This is a genomic window from Bradyrhizobium sp. STM 3809, assembly GCF_000239795.1.
In the GTDB taxonomy this organism is placed as follows: domain Bacteria; phylum Pseudomonadota; class Alphaproteobacteria; order Rhizobiales; family Xanthobacteraceae; genus Bradyrhizobium.
Genome location: NZ_CAFJ01000278.1, coordinates 1 through 17,021, shown reverse-complemented (window position 1 = coordinate 17,021; position 17,021 = coordinate 1). Strand labels below are relative to the sequence as shown.

Below are 17,021 nucleotides of genomic sequence, written 5' to 3'. Positions count from 1 at the left end.
ACAGCGGAACTGGCCAGGCAGGAATGCTTTAAAAGAATTTCTCGCGCCGCGCGTGGCGTCCGTGCCTTTCTCAGTGCCCCCTATTCCCCATGCCGCCCGTCATCGCCGATCCCTCCATCCTGCGTGTCCTGGTCGTGCTGGCCGTCACCCAGCTGATCGCCTGGGGCACGCTCAGCCTGCCGGCGGTGATCGGCCGGGCCATGGCGGCGGATCTGGAAATGGACCTGACCGCGATCTTCGCCAGCACGACGGTGCTGTACATGTCGATGGGCCTGTGCTCGCCGCTGCTGGCGCGGCCGTTCGTCAAGCAGGGCGGCCGCCGCGTCATGATCGCGGGCACCGTGCTGGCGGCCCCCGGCTATGTGCTGCTGTCGGTCGCGCAAGGGCCGCTCACTTATTATGCGGCGTGGCTGCTGCTCGGCATTGCCGGCAGCGCGACGCTCTCGACCGCGTCCTACATCGTGCTCAACGAGATCGCCGGCCGGCGCGCGGGCCGGGCGATCGGCGCGCTGATGCTGGTCACGGGCCTGTCGAGCAGCATCTTTTGGCCGGTCACCTCGGCACTCTCGGCACATATCGGCTGGCGCAGTACCTGCCTCGCCTATGCCGGCCTGCTGCTTCTGGTCTCGCTGCCGCTGTTCGTGTTCCTGCTGCCGCGCCGCGTCCATGATCATCTGCCGTCCGATTCGGGCGCGGCCGCCCCGGCCCCAGCCGCGACGCCGGCGCGCAGCACCTTCTATCTGCTGGTCGGCGCCTCCGGCCTCAACGCCTTCGTCGCGTTCGGGATGGGTGCCGTTCTGATCGAGCTGCTGAAGGCCGAAGGCCTGTCGCCCGCCGAGGCGATCGGCTTCGGCTCGATGCTGGGGGTGATCCAGATCAGCGCCCGAATCGTCGACTTCCTCGGTGGCGGCCGCTGGGACGGCATCACCACGGCGATCGTCGCCGGACTGGCGCTGCCGGCGGCGATGCTGCTGCTGATGCTGAGCCATGGCTCGCATGCCGCGATCGCCGTGTTCATGCTGATCTACGGGCTCGGCACCGGCGCGCTCGCCGTGGCGCGCGCGACCATGCCGCTGGTGTTCTACGACAAGGCGGCGTTCGCCAGGGCGTCGGCGCAGATCGGCCTGCCGATGAACGCGCTGTCGGCGGTGTCGGCCCCGATCCTGGTCGAGCTCCTGACCCGCTATGGCAGCAATGCGCCGCTGGCGCTCAGCCTGGTGTGCTCCTGTGCCGCGGTCGCGATGCTGCTGCTGTTGCGGCAGCGCCGGCCGTCGCGGGTGACGGCGTCCCCGTGAGCCGCTGAGTCGCCCGACGAGGCTGGGCACGCACACGACCGCGGGGCGATCGCGCGCGCCATCGCGCTGCGCCGGACAACGAAGTTTGCGAGCCGCGTCAAAGGCATCGTGACGCCCGCGTCGGGCGGCATAAATTTCGAGCTTTCGTTTTATCGGAATTTATGATTGACTGTCCCGGTCCCGCCCCATCGACGAGGGGCGCTGCGCATCGTCAGGAGCGTTGGGGCGGGATGCGATGGACGCGCTGACGCCGACTGACGAGTGGCGCCGGCGCGGACGGCGAAGTCGCGTGGTCCTGATACCCCGATGCTGGTATCCAGCGCGATGCGCGAGCGCAGTGCATTGTCGCGACACGGTGGCCAACACGCCCGGTGCACCGAGGAGAGCGCGTATAAGCCGTAACACCATTGCGCAGGGAAGGCCGGGTCATTCTGGCTGAACCTGTGGTTCCTGCCCCGTGCATTCTTTTTCGCACGGGGGCCGCAGGAATCAGCCGAGGCCTGGTCTTCCCTGCGCCCTCGATCCCGAGGGCCTCATTGCACAGAGCTCGGGCGCTGCGCGCGTCGCGATGACGTGGAACCGTGGGCCGCGAAAGCTTGGAGCCGCGTTCCCGGCGACTGACACGGCCTGATGTCAAGTCCGTCACACGACATCTGGATCATGTGCTCGGTTGTATTTGCGTTCGTCTTCGCGCGGTCGGATCGGTGGACTACGAGAGACTAATTAGTTGGTCGATGCGCGCAGACGGATAGCAAACCATTAATGTGCGCTTGGTATCGTGCATACGGTCCATGCAATGAGAATCAGAAAATGCGACACCTGACTGTCTATCAGCGTCTGGCGGCGATCATCGCCGTGATGTCGATCGCGCTGTTCGTCGTCTCCGCCATGCAGATCCTGATGCTGCGTGGAACCGTCATCGAGGAGCGGCAGACCATGGTCCGCAACCTCGTGGAATCGGCCGTCAAGGTGCTGAGCTCTTACGATGCCGCGGCGGCCGCCGGAAAGATGGCTCCGGAACAGGCCCGCGAGCAGGCCTTCGCCGCGATCGGCGCGATGCGCTGGGGGCCGTACAAGGACTATCTGGGCGTCTATGGAACCGGGCCGTCCGATGCCGGCGTCACCTATGTTCACGCCAATCGTGACTACATCAACGTCAACCGCTGGAACTACCAGGATTCGACCAAGAAGTACCTGATCCAGGACATCGTGCGCGCGGCGCGCGCCGGCGGCGGCTTCGTCGAGTATCAGGTGCCGCGCGCCGGCGGCAAGGTCGAGCTGCCGAAGATGTCCTATGTCGGCGCCTATGGCAGCGGCGACAAGATGCTGGCGATCCAGGCCGGCGTCTATGTCGACGACATCGATGCGGTGGTCTATGAGCGCGCGATGTGGGCCGGTATCGGCGGGCTCGCGGGCCTGATCGTGGCCGGCGTCATTGCGTTCTGGCTGGGCCGCGGCATCGTCGTGCCGCTCGATCGGACCTGCGCCGTGATGGATGAGCTGACCAAGGGCAATCTCGGCCTCGAGGTGCCCTACACCAGCCGCCGCAACGAGATCGGCCGCATGGCGCGCAGCCTGCAGATCTTCAAGGATCATCTCGCCGAAAGCGAGCGCATGCGGGCCGAGCAGGAGCAGGCCAAGCAGCGCGCCGCCGAGGAGCGGCAGGCGGTGCTGGCACGGATCGCCGACGAGTTCGAGCGCTCGATCGGCGGCGTGATCCAGACCACGACCAGCGCGGCCGGCGAGCTGCAGGTCTCGGCGCAGTCGATGTCGAGCATCGTCTCCGGCACGACCGACCAGAGCGCCAAGGTGGCCGCGGCGGCCGAGCAGACCGCCAGGAACGTGCAGACGGTGTCGGCCTCGGCCGAGCAGCTGTCGTCCTCGATCCAGGAGATCGCCAAGCAGGTCACGCAATCCTCGTCGATCGCGCAGAACGCGGTGGACCAGGCGACCAAGACGGAATCGATGGTCGAGAAGCTGGTGCAGGCCACCCACAAGATCGGCGAGGTCATGGCACTGATTCAGACCATCGCCGGCCAGACCAATCTCTTGGCGCTGAACGCCACCATCGAATCGGCGCGGGCCGGCGAGGCCGGCAAGGGCTTTGCCGTCGTCGCCAACGAGGTCAAGGCGCTGTCGGCGCAGACCGCCAAGGCGACCGAGGAGATCACCAGCCAGATCGAGGCGATCCGCGATGCCACCGGCGCCACGGTCACCGCGATCCGCGATATCGGCGCGACCATCGGTCAGATGAACGAGATCACCGACGCGATCGCCGCCGCCGTCGAGGAGCAGGGCGCCGCCACCAAGGAGATCGCCCGCAGCGTGCAGCAGGCGGCGCAGGGCACGCAGGGTGTCATGCAGCACATCGTCGGCGTGCGCGAAGCGTCGGGCCAGGTCGGCGCGGCAGCGGCGCAGGTGCTGAGCGCGGCGGCGCAGCTCGGCAGCCAGTCGGATCAGTTGAAGAGCCAGACCGGCCGATTCCTCGGCAACGTCCGGGCGGCCTGAGTGATCGCGGCGGATGGTGACAAGTCACTCTCCGCCGATCGCAACCAGACGATCGAGCAGCGCGGCCTGTGCCGGATTAATGCGGACCTTGGCTTCGCTGATATCGAACCACGCGGCGCGGTCCACCTCCGGAAAGCGCTGCAGACGGCCGCTGCGCGGCGGCCATTCGAGCTCGAAACTGTTGCTGACGATCGCGTCGGCATCAAGATCGGTCTCGGCGGCAAACGCCTCGACCACCTTGCCGCCGCGCTGCCTGATCTCGCCGAGCGCGATCAGCGGCGCCGTGAGCGCGGTGCCGAGCTCCTCGGCCAATTCGCGCCGCGCCACCGCCTCGGCGGACTCGCCGGCGCCGAACTCGCCCTTCGGGATCGACCACGCGCCGAGATCCTTGTTGCGCCAGAACGGGCCGCCCGGATGCACCAGCAGCACCTCGAGCGCGCCGTGGCGGCGGCGAAAGGCGAGCACGCCCGCGCTGCGCGCCGGCATGCGCTCACGCCTCTCGGGTGCGCTGGATCAGGTCGCGCTCCCAGCCGAACACCGAGCGGCCGTCGAGCTCCGGCGAGGCGGCGCGCTCGGTGGCGATGAAGGCGTCGAGCGACGGGCCGGTCGCGGTGCGCTCCAGCCGCCGCGCCTGGTCGTCGAGCCGCTTCAGCGCCGCCATCGCCTCGTCGCGGCCGAGCCTGGCGCTCGTCACCGCCGATTTAAGCACGCGGATGGTCTCGTCATAGACCTTGATGGGCACGGGGTAGGGATGCCGATCCTTGCCGCCATGCGCGAGCGAGAACCGCGCCGGATCCGTGAAGCGATACGGCGCGCCATGCACGACCTCGGCGACCATCGCCAGCGAGCGCACCGTGCGCGCGCCGACGCCGGGTGTCAGCAGCAGCTCGGGAAAGTCGACCGGGCCACGCTCGGCCGCGGCGGCGAGCGTGCCGTGCAGCCGGCGGGCGAACACGTCCTTCGGCCTGACATCGTGATGCGCGGGCATGATCAGATGCGGCAGCAGCGCCTGCGCCGGCTCCGGCATGCTCAGCCGCTCGAATTCGGTGACGAGGCGATCGGGGCCGAGCTCGGTCAGCAGCTCGAGCTGGGCGCTCCGCGACGGTGCCGCCCGCTTGTCGGTGAGATTGACGATCTCGCCCTGCACCGGCCCATCGATCGCGCTGTGTGGCGCATCGACGAAGTCGGCAATGTCGGGCGAGTGCCAGTGATAGCGCCGGGCCTGGCGCGCCTCGCCGTTCATGCCCTGCTGCACGACGGTCCATTTGCCGTCGGCGGTGACGAAGAAGCCGTGCAGATAGAGGTCGAAGCCGTCCTGCACGGCGGCGCTGTCGACCTTGGCGACCAGCTTGCTGGTGCGCACCAGACCCTCGCCGTCGAGGCCGAGCCGGTCGCTGAGCAGGCGCAGCTCGTCGGGCGTCTTGCGCGAATGCTCGCCGCGGCCGCCGCAGACGTAGATGCCGAACTCCGGAGACAGCGGCTTCAGCCCGCGCTTGAGCGCGCCGATCACGCTGGTGGTGATGCCCGAGGAATGCCAGTCCATGCCCATCACGGCGCCGAACGACTGGAACCAGAACGGATGCGACAGCCGCGCCAGGAATTCGTCGCGGCCGTAATGATGCACGATCGCCTGCGTGATGATGGCGCCGAGCGCGGACATGCGCGTGCCGAGCCAGGCCGGGACGCGCCCGGAATGGAGCGGAAGATCGGCGCTGCCGGTGCGTCGGGCCATGGAATCCTTGCGCTCGGGAACTGCCGCGCCAATGTATCAGACGGCGTGCCGCGATGGGCCACAAAGTTGGTCGCTGCGGGCACGCTCTCGGAGCACGACGCCGTATGACCCACGCGCAGCCAGCCGAACCGGTCTTCTCGCCGCCCTATGCCGAGGACGACGTCGCCATCGCCGACCGCCTGCTGCGTACCCAGGACGGCGCCGATCTTCCGGCCGTGAAGGCTTTGGCGCGGCGGCTGATCGAGGGTCTCCGCGCCAAGGCCTCGCGCTTCGGCGGCATCGACGACTTTCTTCAGGAGTATTCGCTCTCGACCAACGAGGGCCTCGCCCTGATGGTGCTCGCCGAGGCGCTGCTGCGGGTGCCCGGCGACGACACCGCGGACCGGCTGATCGAGGACAAGCTCGGCCGCAGCGACTTCCTGCATCACGAGGTGAAATCGCACACCCCGCTGGTCACCGCGTCAGCCTGGGCGCTCGGCCTCGCCGCGCGCGTGATCGCGCCGGGCGAAACGCCGGAGAGCGTGGTGGCCGGCCTGGCACGCCGCCTGGGATTGCCGACGGTGCGCACCGCGGCCCGGCAGGCGATGAAGCTGCTCGGCAGCCATTTCGTGCTGGGCGAGACGATCGGCCAGGCACTCGACCGGGCCAATTCGGGCAGCGGCCGGCTGTTCCGCTACTCGTTTGACATGCTCGGCGAAGGCGCCCTCACCGCCGCCGATGCCGAGCGCTACCGGCGGTCCTACGCGGCGGCGATCGACGCGATCGGGCGCGCCGCAGGCAACGCGGCGCTGCCGGAACGTCCGGGCATCTCGGTGAAGCTGTCGGCGCTGCATCCCCGCTACGAGGAGATCAGCCGCGAGCGCGTGCTGCGCGAGCTTGTGCCTGTGGTCGTCGATCTCGCCCGGCGAGCCAAATCATACGACCTGAACTTCACCGTCGATGCCGAGGAGGCCGACCGGCTCGATCTCTCGATGGCGGTGATCGCGCGCGTCGTGGCCGATCCCGCGCTCGCCGGTTGGGACGGATTTGGCTTGGCCATCCAGGCCTATCAGAAGCGCGCCGAGAAGGTCATCGCCTTCATCGCGGATCTCGCCGCAACCCATGATCGCCGTTTCATGGTCCGGCTGGTCAAGGGCGCTTATTGGGACACCGAGATCAAGCGCGCGCAGGAGCGCGGGCTCGACGACTACCCGGTGTTCACGCGCAAGGCGATGACCGACCTGAACTACCTCGCCTGCGCGCGGCAGCTCCTGGCGCAGCGCACTCGCATCTTCCCGCAATTCGCGACCCACAACGCGCTGACCGTCGCGCATATCGTCCACGACGCCGGCGGCAGCGGCGGCTACGAGTTCCAGCGCCTGCACGGCATGGGCGACCCGCTCTATGCGAGCTTGCGTGAGCTGCATCCCGACATCGCCTGCCGGACCTATGCGCCCGTCGGGCAGCATCGCGATCTCCTCGCTTATCTCGTCCGCCGCCTGCTCGAGAACGGCGCCAACTCCTCCTTCGTCTCGGTCGCGGCCGATCCGAACGTGCCGATCGATCAGCTCGTGATGAGCGAGGCCGAGATCATCGGCAGGCCCGAGGCCGCGCGCCATCCGCATATCGTGCGGCCGCGCGATCTTTATGGTCCGTCTCGCCGCAATTCGCAGGGCATCGAACTCGGCCATCACGCCTCGCTGAGTGCCTTGCGTGCCGAGATCGCGCGGGCCGGCACCGCACCCGCCACAGCCGGGCCGATCATCGACGGCGTCCCCCGGCACGGACCGTCTCGCCACGTCATCAGTCCCTTCGATCCAGGCCTCGTGGCTGGCACCGTCATCGAAGCCGATGCTGCCGTCGCTGACCATGCCGTGGCTGCTGCCGTCGGCGGCCTGATCTCCTGGCGCCAGACGACCGCCGCTCAGCGCGCCAAGGCGCTGCGGCGGGCGGCCGATAGCATCGAGCAGCGCCGGGCGCGCCTCATCCATCTCCTGGCTGTCGAAGCCGGCAAGACCGTCGACGATGCCCTCGCCGAGATCCGGGAGGCAGTGGACTTCTGCCGCTACTATGCCGCCGAAGGCGAGAAACTGTTCGGCGCCGAGCTCGGCCTGCCAGGGCCCACCGGAGAGTCGAACGCGCTGCGGCTGCGCGCCCGCGGCGTCTTCGTCGCGATCTCGCCGTGGAATTTCCCGCTCGCGATCTTCATCGGACAGATCGCGGCGGCTTTAATGGCCGGCAACGCCGTCGTCGCCAAGCCGGCCGAGCAGACGCCGTTGATCGCCGCCGAGACGGTTCGGCTGCTGCACGAGGCCGGCGTTGCGGCCTCGGCTTTGCAGCTCGTCCCTGGCGATGGGACGATCGGCGCCCGTCTGGTCAATCATCCGGCGATCGCCGGCGTGGTCTTCACCGGCTCCTACGAGACCGCGCGCGCGATCAACATCGCGCTCGCCAACCGCAAGGGTCCGATCCTGCCGCTGATCGCGGAGACCGGCGGCATCAACGCGATCCTGGTCGACTCGACGGCCCTTGCCGAGCAGGTCACCGACGATGTCGTCGCCTCGGCCTTCCGCTCGGCCGGCCAGCGCTGCTCGGCGCTGCGGCTGCTGTGTGTGCAGGACGATGTCGCCGACGACATCATCGCGATGATCACCGGCGCCGCGCGCGAGTTGCGGATCGGCGATCCACGGGACGCGTCAACTCACATCGGTCCGGTGATCGACGCGGAGGCCAAGGCGCGGCTGGATCAGCACATCGCGCGAATGAAGGCCACCGCCCGGTTGCACTACGCAGGCGCCGCGCCAGACGCCGGCTGCTTCGTGGCGCCGCATGTCTTCGAGCTGCAGCGGCCCGACGATCTGGAGCAGGAGGTGTTCGGCCCGGTGCTGCATGTCGTGCGCTATCGCGGCGATGATCTCGAACGCATGCTGCATGCGATCGAAGCGAGCGGCTACGGCCTGACCTTCGGTCTGCATTCGCGTATCGGCCAGCTCGCCGACCGCGTCGGCCAGCTGCCGATCGGCAATATCTACGTCAACCGCAACATGATCGGCGCCGTCGTCGGCGTGCAGCCGTTCGGCGGCTGCGGGCTGTCCGGCACGGGACCGAAGGCGGGCGGTCCGCATTATCTCGCGCGGTTCGCCACGGAGCAGACGGTGACGATCAACACCGCCGCGGCCGGCGGCAACGCCGCGCTGGCCTCGCTGGGCGAGAAGGGATGACAGGGGATGGCGCTAGGCGCCGGCGAGAAAGCCGATCCAGTTCCTGAACAGAAGTCTTGCGGCATGGCCGGCCGCAAGATCGGATCGAAGCGTGAGGCCCGGCAGCTCGGCCGCCAGCGTCGGATCGCGTCGCGCCCTGGCGTGCAGCTCGAACGCGTTCAGCACCGCCTCGGTCTCCGCGCTGAAATAGGATTTCGGCACCCGCGGATAGTCGTCGCGCTGCCCGGCGAGATACCGCGCGATGTCGCGCATATATTCACGCTGCAACGACAGCGCGTCATATTCGGGATGGCCCTGGAAGAACACGAAGCGGCTGGGCATCGCGCGCGCGAAGATGTCGACGCCGATCTCGGCGGACCGGGTCAGGATGTCGTAGCCACGCTCCGCCAGAAGCGGCTCGTTGACGGCGTTGAGTCGCGAATGCGGCACCTGCAGGGGCGTGTCGATGCCGCGCGTGAGCCAGTCGTCCTGCACCTTCACGCAATCGAAGATGCCGGAGCACTTGGAGGCCAGGCGCTGCCGCTCGATGCCGTCGAGGTGCAGCACGGCGGCATGTGCGGCGAGACACGACCAGATCGTCGAGCGCGTGTTGGTCCTGGCCCAGTCGATGATCGAGGTGAGCTCCGGCCAATACGGCTCGTCGTTCAGCCGCGCCGCAACCGGCTCGGCGCCGGTGACGATGAGGCCGTCGATCCCAAGGCCATCCAGCCGGTCGAGGTCGGTATAGGTCTGCGCGACATGGTTGTTCGCCGCCGGCGAGCGGGCGATCGACGGCAGCGAGAAGCCGTGCAGGCGGATGCGGACATGGCGTGGCGCCGATTGCTGCAGCAGACGCGCGATCTGGACGTCGGTCGCCTTCAGCGCGCTGTCCGGCATGTTGTTGACCAGCCCGATCGTCAGCTCGATCGGGTCGCGCACGCGACGCTCGCCGCCGGCGGGCACGAGAGCAGGGCTGGTGATCCTGCGATCTCTGTCGAACAGCAGGGTCATTGGTCGAGCGCTCTACTCCGCGGCATCCAGCTGACGCGGGCAGGCCTGCGCCAGCGCCTGGTCGAGATCCGCGATGATGTCGCTGATGTGCTCGATGCCGATCGACAGCCGGATCGCCTCCGGCAGCACGCCGGCCTTGCGCTGGTCCTCCGGCGGCATCTGCCGATGCGTCGTCGAGGCCGGATGACACGCCAGCGACTTGGCGTCGCCGATATTGACGAGCCGCGTGATCAGCTTGAGCGCGTCGTAGAATGCCTTGCCGGCCTCCATGCCGCCCTTGATCCCGAACGTGAACAGCGACGAGGCGCGGCCGTCGAGATATTTCTGCACCAGGGGATAGTAGGGACTGTCGGAAAAGCCCGCGTAGTTGACCCACGCGACGCGTGGATCGTTGCGGAGGAATTCAGCGACCTTGCGCGCGTTCTCGACGTGGCGCTCCATGCGCAGCGCCACCGTCTCGATGCCCTGCAGCAGGAGGAAGGCGTTGAACGGCGACAGCACCGCACCCATGGTCCGCTGATAAACGCTGCGTGCGCGCTGGATGTAGGCGCTGCGGCCGAAATGCTCGGTGTAGACCATGCCGTGATAGGACGTGTCGGGCTGGCTGAACGCCGGAAAACGGTCGGCGTGATCCTTCCAGGGAAAGTTGCCGCTGTCGACGAGTATGCCGCCCAGGGTGGTGCCGTGGCCGCCGAGGAACTTGGTCAGCGAGTGCACGGCGATGTCGGCGCCGTAGTCGAACGGCCGCAACAGAATCGGGGTGGCGACCGTGTTGTCGACGATCAGCGGCACGCCGTTGCGGTGCGCGACCTTCGCCAGCGCCTCGATGTCGCAGATATTGCCGGCGGGATTGCCGATCGTCTCGGCGAACACCGCCTTGGTGTTCTGATCGATCAGCCGCTCGATCGCATCGGGCTGGTCGCTCTCGGCGAAGTGCCCGGCGATGCCCTGGCGCGGCAGGATGTGGCCAAGCAGCGTGTGCGTCGTGCCGTAGAGCTGCGGCACCGAGACGATGTTGCCGCCGCCGTCCGCAAGATTGACGAAGGCGAAATGCAGCGCGGCTTGGCCGGTTCCGACGGCGAGGGCGCCGACGCCGCCTTCGAGCTCGGCGACGCGCTTTTCGAGCACGGCCGTGGTGGGGTTGGAGATGCGGCTGTAGCGATAGCCTTCGACTTCGAGATTGAACAAGGCGGCGCCATGATCGGCGCTGTCGAATGCATAGGCTGCGGTCTGGTAGATCGGAACCGCAACGGCCTTGGTCGTGCCCTCAGGCTCGTAGCCGGCGTGGATTGCAATCGTCTCGTTCCGCATCGGCAATCTCCATCCCGCTTCGCTCAACGAAGCGGGCTGCACGTCATCCGCGAGTACGATGTTGTAGGAGGGCAGGCGTAAAGCGGTCCATAATTCGCGACAACAACGACGAAATAACCCTAACGAGACCTCATCGATAAATGTCGAATTAATGCGGAACCGAAACGTCCAGGAAGGATCGGAGTTGATGCCCGATCAGTTCGAGCGCCGGCTTCGCCTGCGGAAGCAGCGCGCCGAGCGCGTGGAAATTGTGAACCATGCCCTCGTGGCAGACATGCGCGACACTGACGCCGGCGTCGGCGAGCCGCACCGCGTAGGCATTGCCCTCGTCGCGCATCGGATCGAATTCGGCGGTATGGATAACGGCGGGGGGCAATCCGATGAGGACGGGATTGCTCAACGGCGAAACGACCGGCTCATCGAGAGGGATATCCGGCGCCAGGTAGTCGGCGAGGTCAGCCTCCCATGTGGCCTTGTCGAGCAGGTAGCCGGTCCCGAACATTTCGCGCGATGGCCAAGGTTCCGAGAAATCCAGCACCGGACAGATCAGGCATTGCGCGGAAATCCTGGGGCCGCCGACGATGGCCGCGTACTGGCAGAGAAAGGCCGCGAGCGTGGCGCCTGCGGAATCGCCTCCGATCACGACTCTGTTGCTGTCGACGCCGAGCAGAGCGCCGTGACGGATGACGAACTCCACCGCGGCAAGCGCATCATCGACCGCTGCGGGGAACTTATGCTCCGGCGCGAGACGATAGTCGAAGGAGAGCAATCGGCATCCCGAGGCCGCAGCAAGGGCCGCGGCGACGTTGTCATGAGTGTCGATGCTGCCCGCTACGAGTCCACCGCCATGAAAATACACGAAGCCTGGAAGCAGTGCACCGTCATCGTACTGGGCGAGTTCGCCGGCCGGCGCAGGCGTATACATCCGGTAGTGCAGAGCCCCCGTCGGACCATAGCAGCGCCCGTCTCTCGTCGTAACCGGACCGACATCGTTGCGCGAGAACTGCATCAGTTTCGCGAGCGACTGACGGCGCTGTTCGGGACTCGGACGCTTGCGATCTGCCGGCGCAGCAGCGGCCAGCATCGAAAGCAGGCGCTGGGCGCGAGGGTCGAGCGGCATGGGGGTTCCAGATTAACCAAGGCGTCAGCCATTCTGCCAGTCAAACTTGAATCGATCGTGAGCGAGGAGATCCTTAAAATCTCCACGTCAGAACGGCAGGATCGATGTCCGTCGACCGGGAGCCTCGTCATGACCCATATTGTCAAGCCCGTCAGCTATTCGCAGACCTGGACGTTCTTCGACGGCGACTGGCGCGAGGGCAACGCGCCGGTCATGGGCGTGCGGACCCACGCGACCTGGCTGGCGTCGACAGTGTTCGATGGTGCGCGGGCCTTCGAGGGCGTCACGCCCGATCTCGACCGGCACTGCGCGCGGGTCAATCAATCGGCGCTCAGTTTCCGGCTCAAGCCGGTGGTCGACGTCGACACTTGGCTGGGGCTGGCGCGCGACGGCATCGCGCGCTTCGGTGCCCATGCGGAGCTCTACATCCGCCCGATGTATTGGGCACAGCATGGCGCCGGCGGCGGCGTGCTGTTCGATCCCGAGACCACCAACTGGTGCCTTTGCATCTATGAGGCGCCGATGCCGCAGCCGACGGGCAATGCGATCACGCTGTCGCCGTTCCGCCGGCCGACCGCCGAATGCGCGCCGGTCGATGCCAAGGCGGCCTGCCTCTATCCCAACAATTCGCGCGCGCTGATCGAGGCGGCGTCGCGCGGCTTCAACAATTGCCTGATGCTCGATCTGCTCGGCAACGTCGCCGAGTTCGGCAATGCCAACGTGTTCATGGTCAAGGACGGCGTCGTCTTCACGCCGGTGCCGAACGGCACCTTCCTCAACGGCATCACCCGCCAGCGCGTGATCGAGCTGCTGCGCGGGGATGGTATCGGCGTGGTCGAGACGACGCTGCGCTACGAGGATTTCGTGAAGGCGGACGAGATCTTCTCATCGGGCAATTTCGCCAAGGTCGCCCCGGTCATTCGCATCGACGACAGGACGCTGCCGATCGGTCCGGTGTTCAGCCGGGCGCGCCGGCTGTATTGGGACTATGCGCATGCCGTCAGGGCCGCCGCGTAGGTCAGGCGCCATAGAGCGGAAGCTCGGTGTCGCTGAGATCGCCGAGCCGCGCCGGCTGCGGTCCCTTGATGTACTTCCGGCCGCGCCGCTCGGTGTAGAGGCCGACCAGACCGCGCACCGGTCCGTCGGCGTCGATCATCACGGACACATAGCCGCGAGGCAGCAGATAGCGTCCGACCGCACCGGCGCAGGCGACGTAGTCGGAGATGTCGCGGCAGTAGACGAGCTGCATCGCGGGCAACGCGAAGCGTCCCTGGCGGATGCGGGCCTGCTGCAGCACCAGCGGAACCGCTCCGGAGTTCGATCTGACCACGATGCTGAGGCAGCCATAGCCCGCGTGGCGGATGAGCAGCTCGGCTTCGTCGCGGGGGAGTCCATCCGGCGGTGCGGCCTGCGCGGTGACCTGCTCGATCCTGGCCTCCAAGCCTGCGAAGGACAGCGCTGGCACCGAAAAGAACAGACCCTTGCAATACGCGCGAAATCCCTGCGCCTCGATGATCGGCCAGGTCTGACGCGCCGCGCTGATGTTGACGTAGGTGACCTCCGGCAAGCGCTGTGCGATCCGGGTGAGCATGGTCGCAAAATTGCGAAACGCAGGCTCGACATACCAGCTCGACAGGTTGCACCAGATCTCAGGCCGCGAGGCGGAGCCACGATCTCCGTAGATCAGCAGCAGCACGCCGACGGGATGGCCATCATTCTCGAGCAGATAGCCGTAGCGAGGATAGCCTGCGGGCACCGCTCGCGTCCGCTGCCGATGCAGGCCCGCCGACCAGTAGCCGCGGGATCGCCGGGGGAAGCCGCGCGCGAGCAGATCGGCGACCGCGTCCAGATCGGGGTCTCCGATCTCGCGGCACCGGATCAGCGGCTTGAGCGCGGTCATGAGCTGTCCTGCGGACTCCCAGGGTTGGTTGCGTCAGCCGACCGTGTCCGGCTGGCGCTCCAGCCGCAGCGCCTCGCGGACGCGCGAGGGCCAGCGCGCGAGGTCGATGCCGTGGGTGTGGAACAGCGCGACGGCGAGGCGGTCCATCCCGAAGGCGACGCAGCCGGTGTGGGCCGGTGCGCCATCGGCGTCGGCGATGCCCCAGGTCGTGCCGAAATGTTCGCGGTGATAGTTGAAGCTCATGCACGCCGTCGGCTGCTCCTCGGAGCGCAGCGGCACCAGCAGCTCGAACTTCAGCGACTGCTGCTTCTGGCTGACCGCCTTCATCTGGCCGACGCGGCCGAAGAACGGATCGCTGGCGTGATCGACGCGGAAGGACAGGCCGAGATCCCGCGCGATCGCCTGCGCCTTCGTCATCCAGCGGTCGCGGAAGGCGGAGACGTCGTCGGGCGTGCCGATGCAGACATATTCGCGCATCCGGAACGACTGCAGCCGGTCGAGATGGCGCGACGGCTCGCGGCGGAAGCAGTCCGCGGCGACATCGAAGCGAAGGCCGCCGACCGGCAACGCACCGCGGCTGGCCGCGATCGGATATACCGGATAGCAGGCGGCCGGCGACAGCACGAGATCAGCCGGCGACAACGAGGTCGTCCAGTCGCCGCCTTTGTCGAAGCGGGCGACGGCCTCGTGGATGTCGCGTTCGGTGCCATGCAGGCCGCAAACGCAGCCGAGCAAATTGGGGAAGCTCTTCAGATAGCCCGATTTCTCCAGCTGCGCCCGGCTCATCACCGGCGGGAAGCGCATCACCTCGGTGCCCGGCTCGCGGTTCCGCGTGATCAGCGCAGCGAGCTGCTCCACCACGCCTTCATACAGGGAAGTGCGCGCGTAGACGCCGTCCGCTCCCATGCGATGGAACAGCGCGTCGGTGAGATGATCCAGGGCGTCGACCGGCTGAGGGGCAATCTCGGGCGACTGCGGCAGAACGGGAATGGTCATTCTTGAAATCCCAGGTGGAAGCAAAGCTTACTAAGGCGCGATCATTCGTAGAGCGAGGCGGGCACCGCGCTCATCAGATTGGCGGTGGCGATGTTGGTCAGGATGCGGTCGTTGTTGATCATGATCGGCGCCGACAGCACGTCGCGGAGATGCCGGCCGATCGAGAACTCGCCATCGTTGCGGTAGCCGGACAGGCCGCAGGCCCGCATCGCATGCATCACGGTCTCGACCGCAAGCTCGGAGGCCTGCACCTTGAGAAGTGTGATCGTCGACTGGAAGTCGAGCGAGCTCAGCGCCCGCTCGTCATATTCGTGCGCGGCGAACGCATCCATGGTGGTGACGATCATGGCGCGCAGGCGCGCCAGCGCCATCTTCGCTGCGGTGTAGTGCGCCGCAGCCGGCGGCATCTGTCCGCCGGCGCCGCGAGCGGCCTTGCGAAGGAACTTCTGCGCGCGCTGGACCGCCGCGGCGGCGATGCCGGCCCAGGCCGACGACCAGCACAGATGCGCGAACGGCGTCATGGTCTGGGCGTGGATGCGGTCATAGGCTTCGGGGAACATGCGGTCGGACGGACAATCCACCTTGAGCTCGAAGCCGGTCGAGCACGTGCCGCGCATGCCCAGGGTCTCCCATCCGAGGGTGCGCGTGATCGTGTAGTCGTCCTTGGTGAGGGCCAGCAGAACCTGATCGGAGGCGGCGGCGCCGTCAGCGCGACGGGCGATGGTGACGAGGCCGTCGGCCTCGGCGCCGTAGGAAATGACGGTGGCGTCGCGCAACAGAGTGATGCGATCGCCGTCATGGCCGACGGCCGCGGCACTGGCGCGGATGTTGCCGCCGTTCTGTCCTTCGGTCGTCGAGGACGCCATCAGCAATTGCTCGGCAGCGATGCGGCGCATCAGCGATTCCATGTAGGCATTGCCTCGGCCATGGCGCACCAGGCAGGCGACCTTGGTCTGGTGCATGGCGAAGATCATGGCGCTCGAGGCGCAGGCGCGGCCGAGCGCGTAGCAGACATCGGCGACGTCGTGGATCGAGGCGCCGAAGCCGCCGAACTCGACGGGGATTTGCATGCCGAGCAGCTTGTGCTCGCGCGCGGCGTCGATCGCGGCCTTCGGGAAACGTCCGGCGCGGTCGACCTCCTCTGCCTCGGCCGCAGCCTGGGCGACGACCGCGTTCGTGCGTTGGACAAACAGCGAGCTGCGATCGAGCAACAGGCTTTCGCCGTCGTCGGAGTGGCTGCGAAGCGCGGTTCCCTGAAGTGTCATGACCGATCTGTGCTCCGGATGTTGCCTTGTTGAGAGACCGGCACGTGGAGTTCGTCACGCGCATCGATGTCCTGCACTACAACGCAGGGTATGGATTTGATTCAAATGCGTCGACGAAATTCAGGGTAAACGCCGTGGAATCCCGGGGCAGGGGTTAATTCCGAGTTGTTTTGATCGAGAGGAATCTCTCGAACGCGTTAGTGTTAAAGCGAATTCACCAATGTCGCGGATGCAGTGCGTAATCCTTTTTGCAGCCGACCGCGTTAAATCTCTTTGAGCGTATTGAAATGAAGAGAGTTGGGCATGCCGAATTTCCAAGCCGACATCAGCAGCCGAGTCATCGCGCTGGTGCGTGACATTCTCGCGCAGAATTCAATCTCCGCCGATGTGCCGATCGACGCGAAGCTCGTCGATGTCGGTCTGACCTCGATGGACATGGTCAACCTGATGCTGGCGATCGAGGCGGAGTTCGATTTCACGATTCCGCAGGAGCTCATCACGCCGGAGAACTTTCAGTCCGTTGCGAGCCTCGAGCGTCTTGTGGCGGGGCAACTGGCTGCGGCAAAGGCAGCCTGAGGCCGCTCGCGGCCGTCACCACGGTTTTCAATACGGTTCAAAACTGGCATTCTCGTCTCCGCTGGAGATGGGGACGTCATGACGAAAGCTGTGCTTGGCATTATCGGCGGATCGGGCATCTATGATCT

13 protein-coding genes are annotated in these 17,021 nt (G+C 66.9%); 5 read left to right on the top strand and 8 right to left on the bottom strand.

Annotated features, from left to right (window positions below):
- Positions 1–89 precede the first annotated feature (89 nt).
- Together BRAS3809_RS15745 and BRAS3809_RS15740 are read left to right on the top strand one after the other, a co-directional pair.
- A complete protein-coding gene (locus BRAS3809_RS15745; RefSeq protein ID WP_008963105.1) occupies positions 90–1,295 on the top strand; it encodes an MFS transporter in 1,206 nt (401 codons plus the stop codon).
- Positions 1,296–2,105: 810 nt separating this feature from the next.
- Positions 2,106–3,803: a methyl-accepting chemotaxis protein gene (locus tag BRAS3809_RS15740; protein WP_008963104.1), complete on the top strand. Its 1,698-nt coding sequence runs from the start codon at positions 2,106–2,108 to the stop codon at positions 3,801–3,803.
- A gap of 24 nt (positions 3,804–3,827) precedes the next feature.
- Here BRAS3809_RS15740 and BRAS3809_RS15735 read toward each other — a convergent pair whose 3' ends face one another.
- Both BRAS3809_RS15735 and BRAS3809_RS15730 read right to left on the bottom strand, forming a co-directional pair.
- Positions 3,828–4,289, bottom strand: coding sequence for an NUDIX hydrolase (locus tag BRAS3809_RS15735; RefSeq protein ID WP_008963103.1), 462 nt, complete (start codon positions 4,287–4,289; stop codon positions 3,828–3,830).
- Positions 4,290–4,293: 4 nt separating this feature from the next.
- Positions 4,294–5,535, bottom strand: coding sequence for a DUF763 domain-containing protein (locus BRAS3809_RS15730; protein WP_008963102.1), 1,242 nt, complete (start codon positions 5,533–5,535; stop codon positions 4,294–4,296).
- Between the two features lie 104 nt (positions 5,536–5,639).
- Here BRAS3809_RS15730 and putA point away from each other — a divergent pair, with 104 nt between their 5' ends.
- The gene (putA, locus tag BRAS3809_RS15725; protein WP_008963101.1) at positions 5,640–8,735 is read left to right on the top strand and encodes a bifunctional proline dehydrogenase/L-glutamate gamma-semialdehyde dehydrogenase PutA; all 3,096 of its coding nucleotides are present in this window, start codon (positions 5,640–5,642) and stop codon (positions 8,733–8,735) included.
- A 12-nt stretch (positions 8,736–8,747) separates the two neighbouring features.
- Here putA and metA read toward each other — a convergent pair whose 3' ends face one another.
- From metA to BRAS3809_RS15710, 3 genes are all read right to left on the bottom strand, one after another.
- The gene (gene metA, locus BRAS3809_RS15720; protein ID WP_008963100.1) at positions 8,748–9,725 is read right to left on the bottom strand and encodes a homoserine O-succinyltransferase MetA; all 978 of its coding nucleotides are present in this window, start codon (positions 9,723–9,725) and stop codon (positions 8,748–8,750) included.
- A 12-nt stretch (positions 9,726–9,737) separates the two neighbouring features.
- On the bottom strand, positions 9,738–11,036 hold the full coding sequence (locus BRAS3809_RS15715) for an O-acetylhomoserine aminocarboxypropyltransferase/cysteine synthase family protein (RefSeq protein ID WP_008963099.1): 1,299 nt from the start codon (positions 11,034–11,036) through the stop codon (positions 9,738–9,740).
- Between the two features lie 148 nt (positions 11,037–11,184).
- Positions 11,185–12,156: an alpha/beta hydrolase gene (locus BRAS3809_RS15710; RefSeq protein ID WP_008963098.1), complete on the bottom strand. Its 972-nt coding sequence runs from the start codon at positions 12,154–12,156 to the stop codon at positions 11,185–11,187.
- A gap of 129 nt (positions 12,157–12,285) precedes the next feature.
- On the opposite strand from BRAS3809_RS15710, the gene BRAS3809_RS15705 reads away from it, so the two are divergent.
- Positions 12,286–13,173: a branched-chain amino acid aminotransferase gene (locus BRAS3809_RS15705; protein WP_008963097.1), complete on the top strand. Its 888-nt coding sequence runs from the start codon at positions 12,286–12,288 to the stop codon at positions 13,171–13,173.
- Position 13,174: 1 nt separating this feature from the next.
- Here the strand turns inward: BRAS3809_RS15705 and BRAS3809_RS15700 are convergent, their stop codons facing one another.
- Genes BRAS3809_RS15700 through BRAS3809_RS15690 form a run of 3 tightly spaced genes read right to left on the bottom strand, consistent with a single transcriptional unit; the run spans position 13,175 to position 16,317 of the window.
- Entirely contained in the window at positions 13,175–14,056 is an 882-nt protein-coding gene (locus BRAS3809_RS15700) for a hypothetical protein (RefSeq protein ID WP_008963096.1), read from the bottom strand.
- A 33-nt stretch (positions 14,057–14,089) separates the two neighbouring features.
- Positions 14,090–15,052, bottom strand: a complete 963-nt coding sequence (locus BRAS3809_RS15695; protein ID WP_008963095.1) for an amino acid--[acyl-carrier-protein] ligase — start codon at positions 15,050–15,052, stop codon at positions 14,090–14,092.
- Between the two features lie 41 nt (positions 15,053–15,093).
- The gene (locus tag BRAS3809_RS15690; protein ID WP_035656412.1) at positions 15,094–16,317 is read right to left on the bottom strand and encodes an acyl-CoA dehydrogenase family protein; all 1,224 of its coding nucleotides are present in this window, start codon (positions 16,315–16,317) and stop codon (positions 15,094–15,096) included.
- A 303-nt stretch (positions 16,318–16,620) separates the two neighbouring features.
- Here BRAS3809_RS15690 and BRAS3809_RS15685 point away from each other — a divergent pair, with 303 nt between their 5' ends.
- Positions 16,621–16,893, top strand: coding sequence for a phosphopantetheine-binding protein (locus BRAS3809_RS15685; protein ID WP_008963093.1), 273 nt, complete (start codon positions 16,621–16,623; stop codon positions 16,891–16,893).
- Positions 16,894–17,021: the final 128 nt, after the last annotated feature.

What these genes read in the sequence shown, in the direction of transcription:
- BRAS3809_RS15745 (WP_008963105.1), top strand. Translation starts at nt 90, where the DNA reads ATGCCGCCCGTCATCGCCGATCCCTCCATCCTGCGTGTCCTGGTCGTG.
- BRAS3809_RS15740 (WP_008963104.1), top strand. Translation starts at nt 2,106, where the DNA reads ATGCGACACCTGACTGTCTATCAGCGTCTGGCGGCGATCATCGCCGTG.
- BRAS3809_RS15735 (WP_008963103.1), bottom strand. Translation starts at nt 4,289, where the DNA reads ATGCCGGCGCGCAGCGCGGGCGTGCTCGCCTTTCGCCGCCGCCACGGC.
- BRAS3809_RS15730 (WP_008963102.1), bottom strand. Translation starts at nt 5,535, where the DNA reads ATGGCCCGACGCACCGGCAGCGCCGATCTTCCGCTCCATTCCGGGCGC.
- putA (WP_008963101.1), top strand. Translation starts at nt 5,640, where the DNA reads ATGACCCACGCGCAGCCAGCCGAACCGGTCTTCTCGCCGCCCTATGCC.
- metA (WP_008963100.1), bottom strand. Translation starts at nt 9,725, where the DNA reads ATGACCCTGCTGTTCGACAGAGATCGCAGGATCACCAGCCCTGCTCTC.
- BRAS3809_RS15715 (WP_008963099.1), bottom strand. Translation starts at nt 11,036, where the DNA reads ATGCGGAACGAGACGATTGCAATCCACGCCGGCTACGAGCCTGAGGGC.
- BRAS3809_RS15710 (WP_008963098.1), bottom strand. Translation starts at nt 12,156, where the DNA reads ATGCCGCTCGACCCTCGCGCCCAGCGCCTGCTTTCGATGCTGGCCGCT.
- BRAS3809_RS15705 (WP_008963097.1), top strand. Translation starts at nt 12,286, where the DNA reads ATGACCCATATTGTCAAGCCCGTCAGCTATTCGCAGACCTGGACGTTC.
- BRAS3809_RS15700 (WP_008963096.1), bottom strand. Translation starts at nt 14,056, where the DNA reads ATGACCGCGCTCAAGCCGCTGATCCGGTGCCGCGAGATCGGAGACCCC.
- BRAS3809_RS15695 (WP_008963095.1), bottom strand. Translation starts at nt 15,052, where the DNA reads ATGACCATTCCCGTTCTGCCGCAGTCGCCCGAGATTGCCCCTCAGCCG.
- BRAS3809_RS15690 (WP_035656412.1), bottom strand. Translation starts at nt 16,317, where the DNA reads ATGACACTTCAGGGAACCGCGCTTCGCAGCCACTCCGACGACGGCGAA.
- BRAS3809_RS15685 (WP_008963093.1), top strand. Translation starts at nt 16,621, where the DNA reads ATGCCGAATTTCCAAGCCGACATCAGCAGCCGAGTCATCGCGCTGGTG.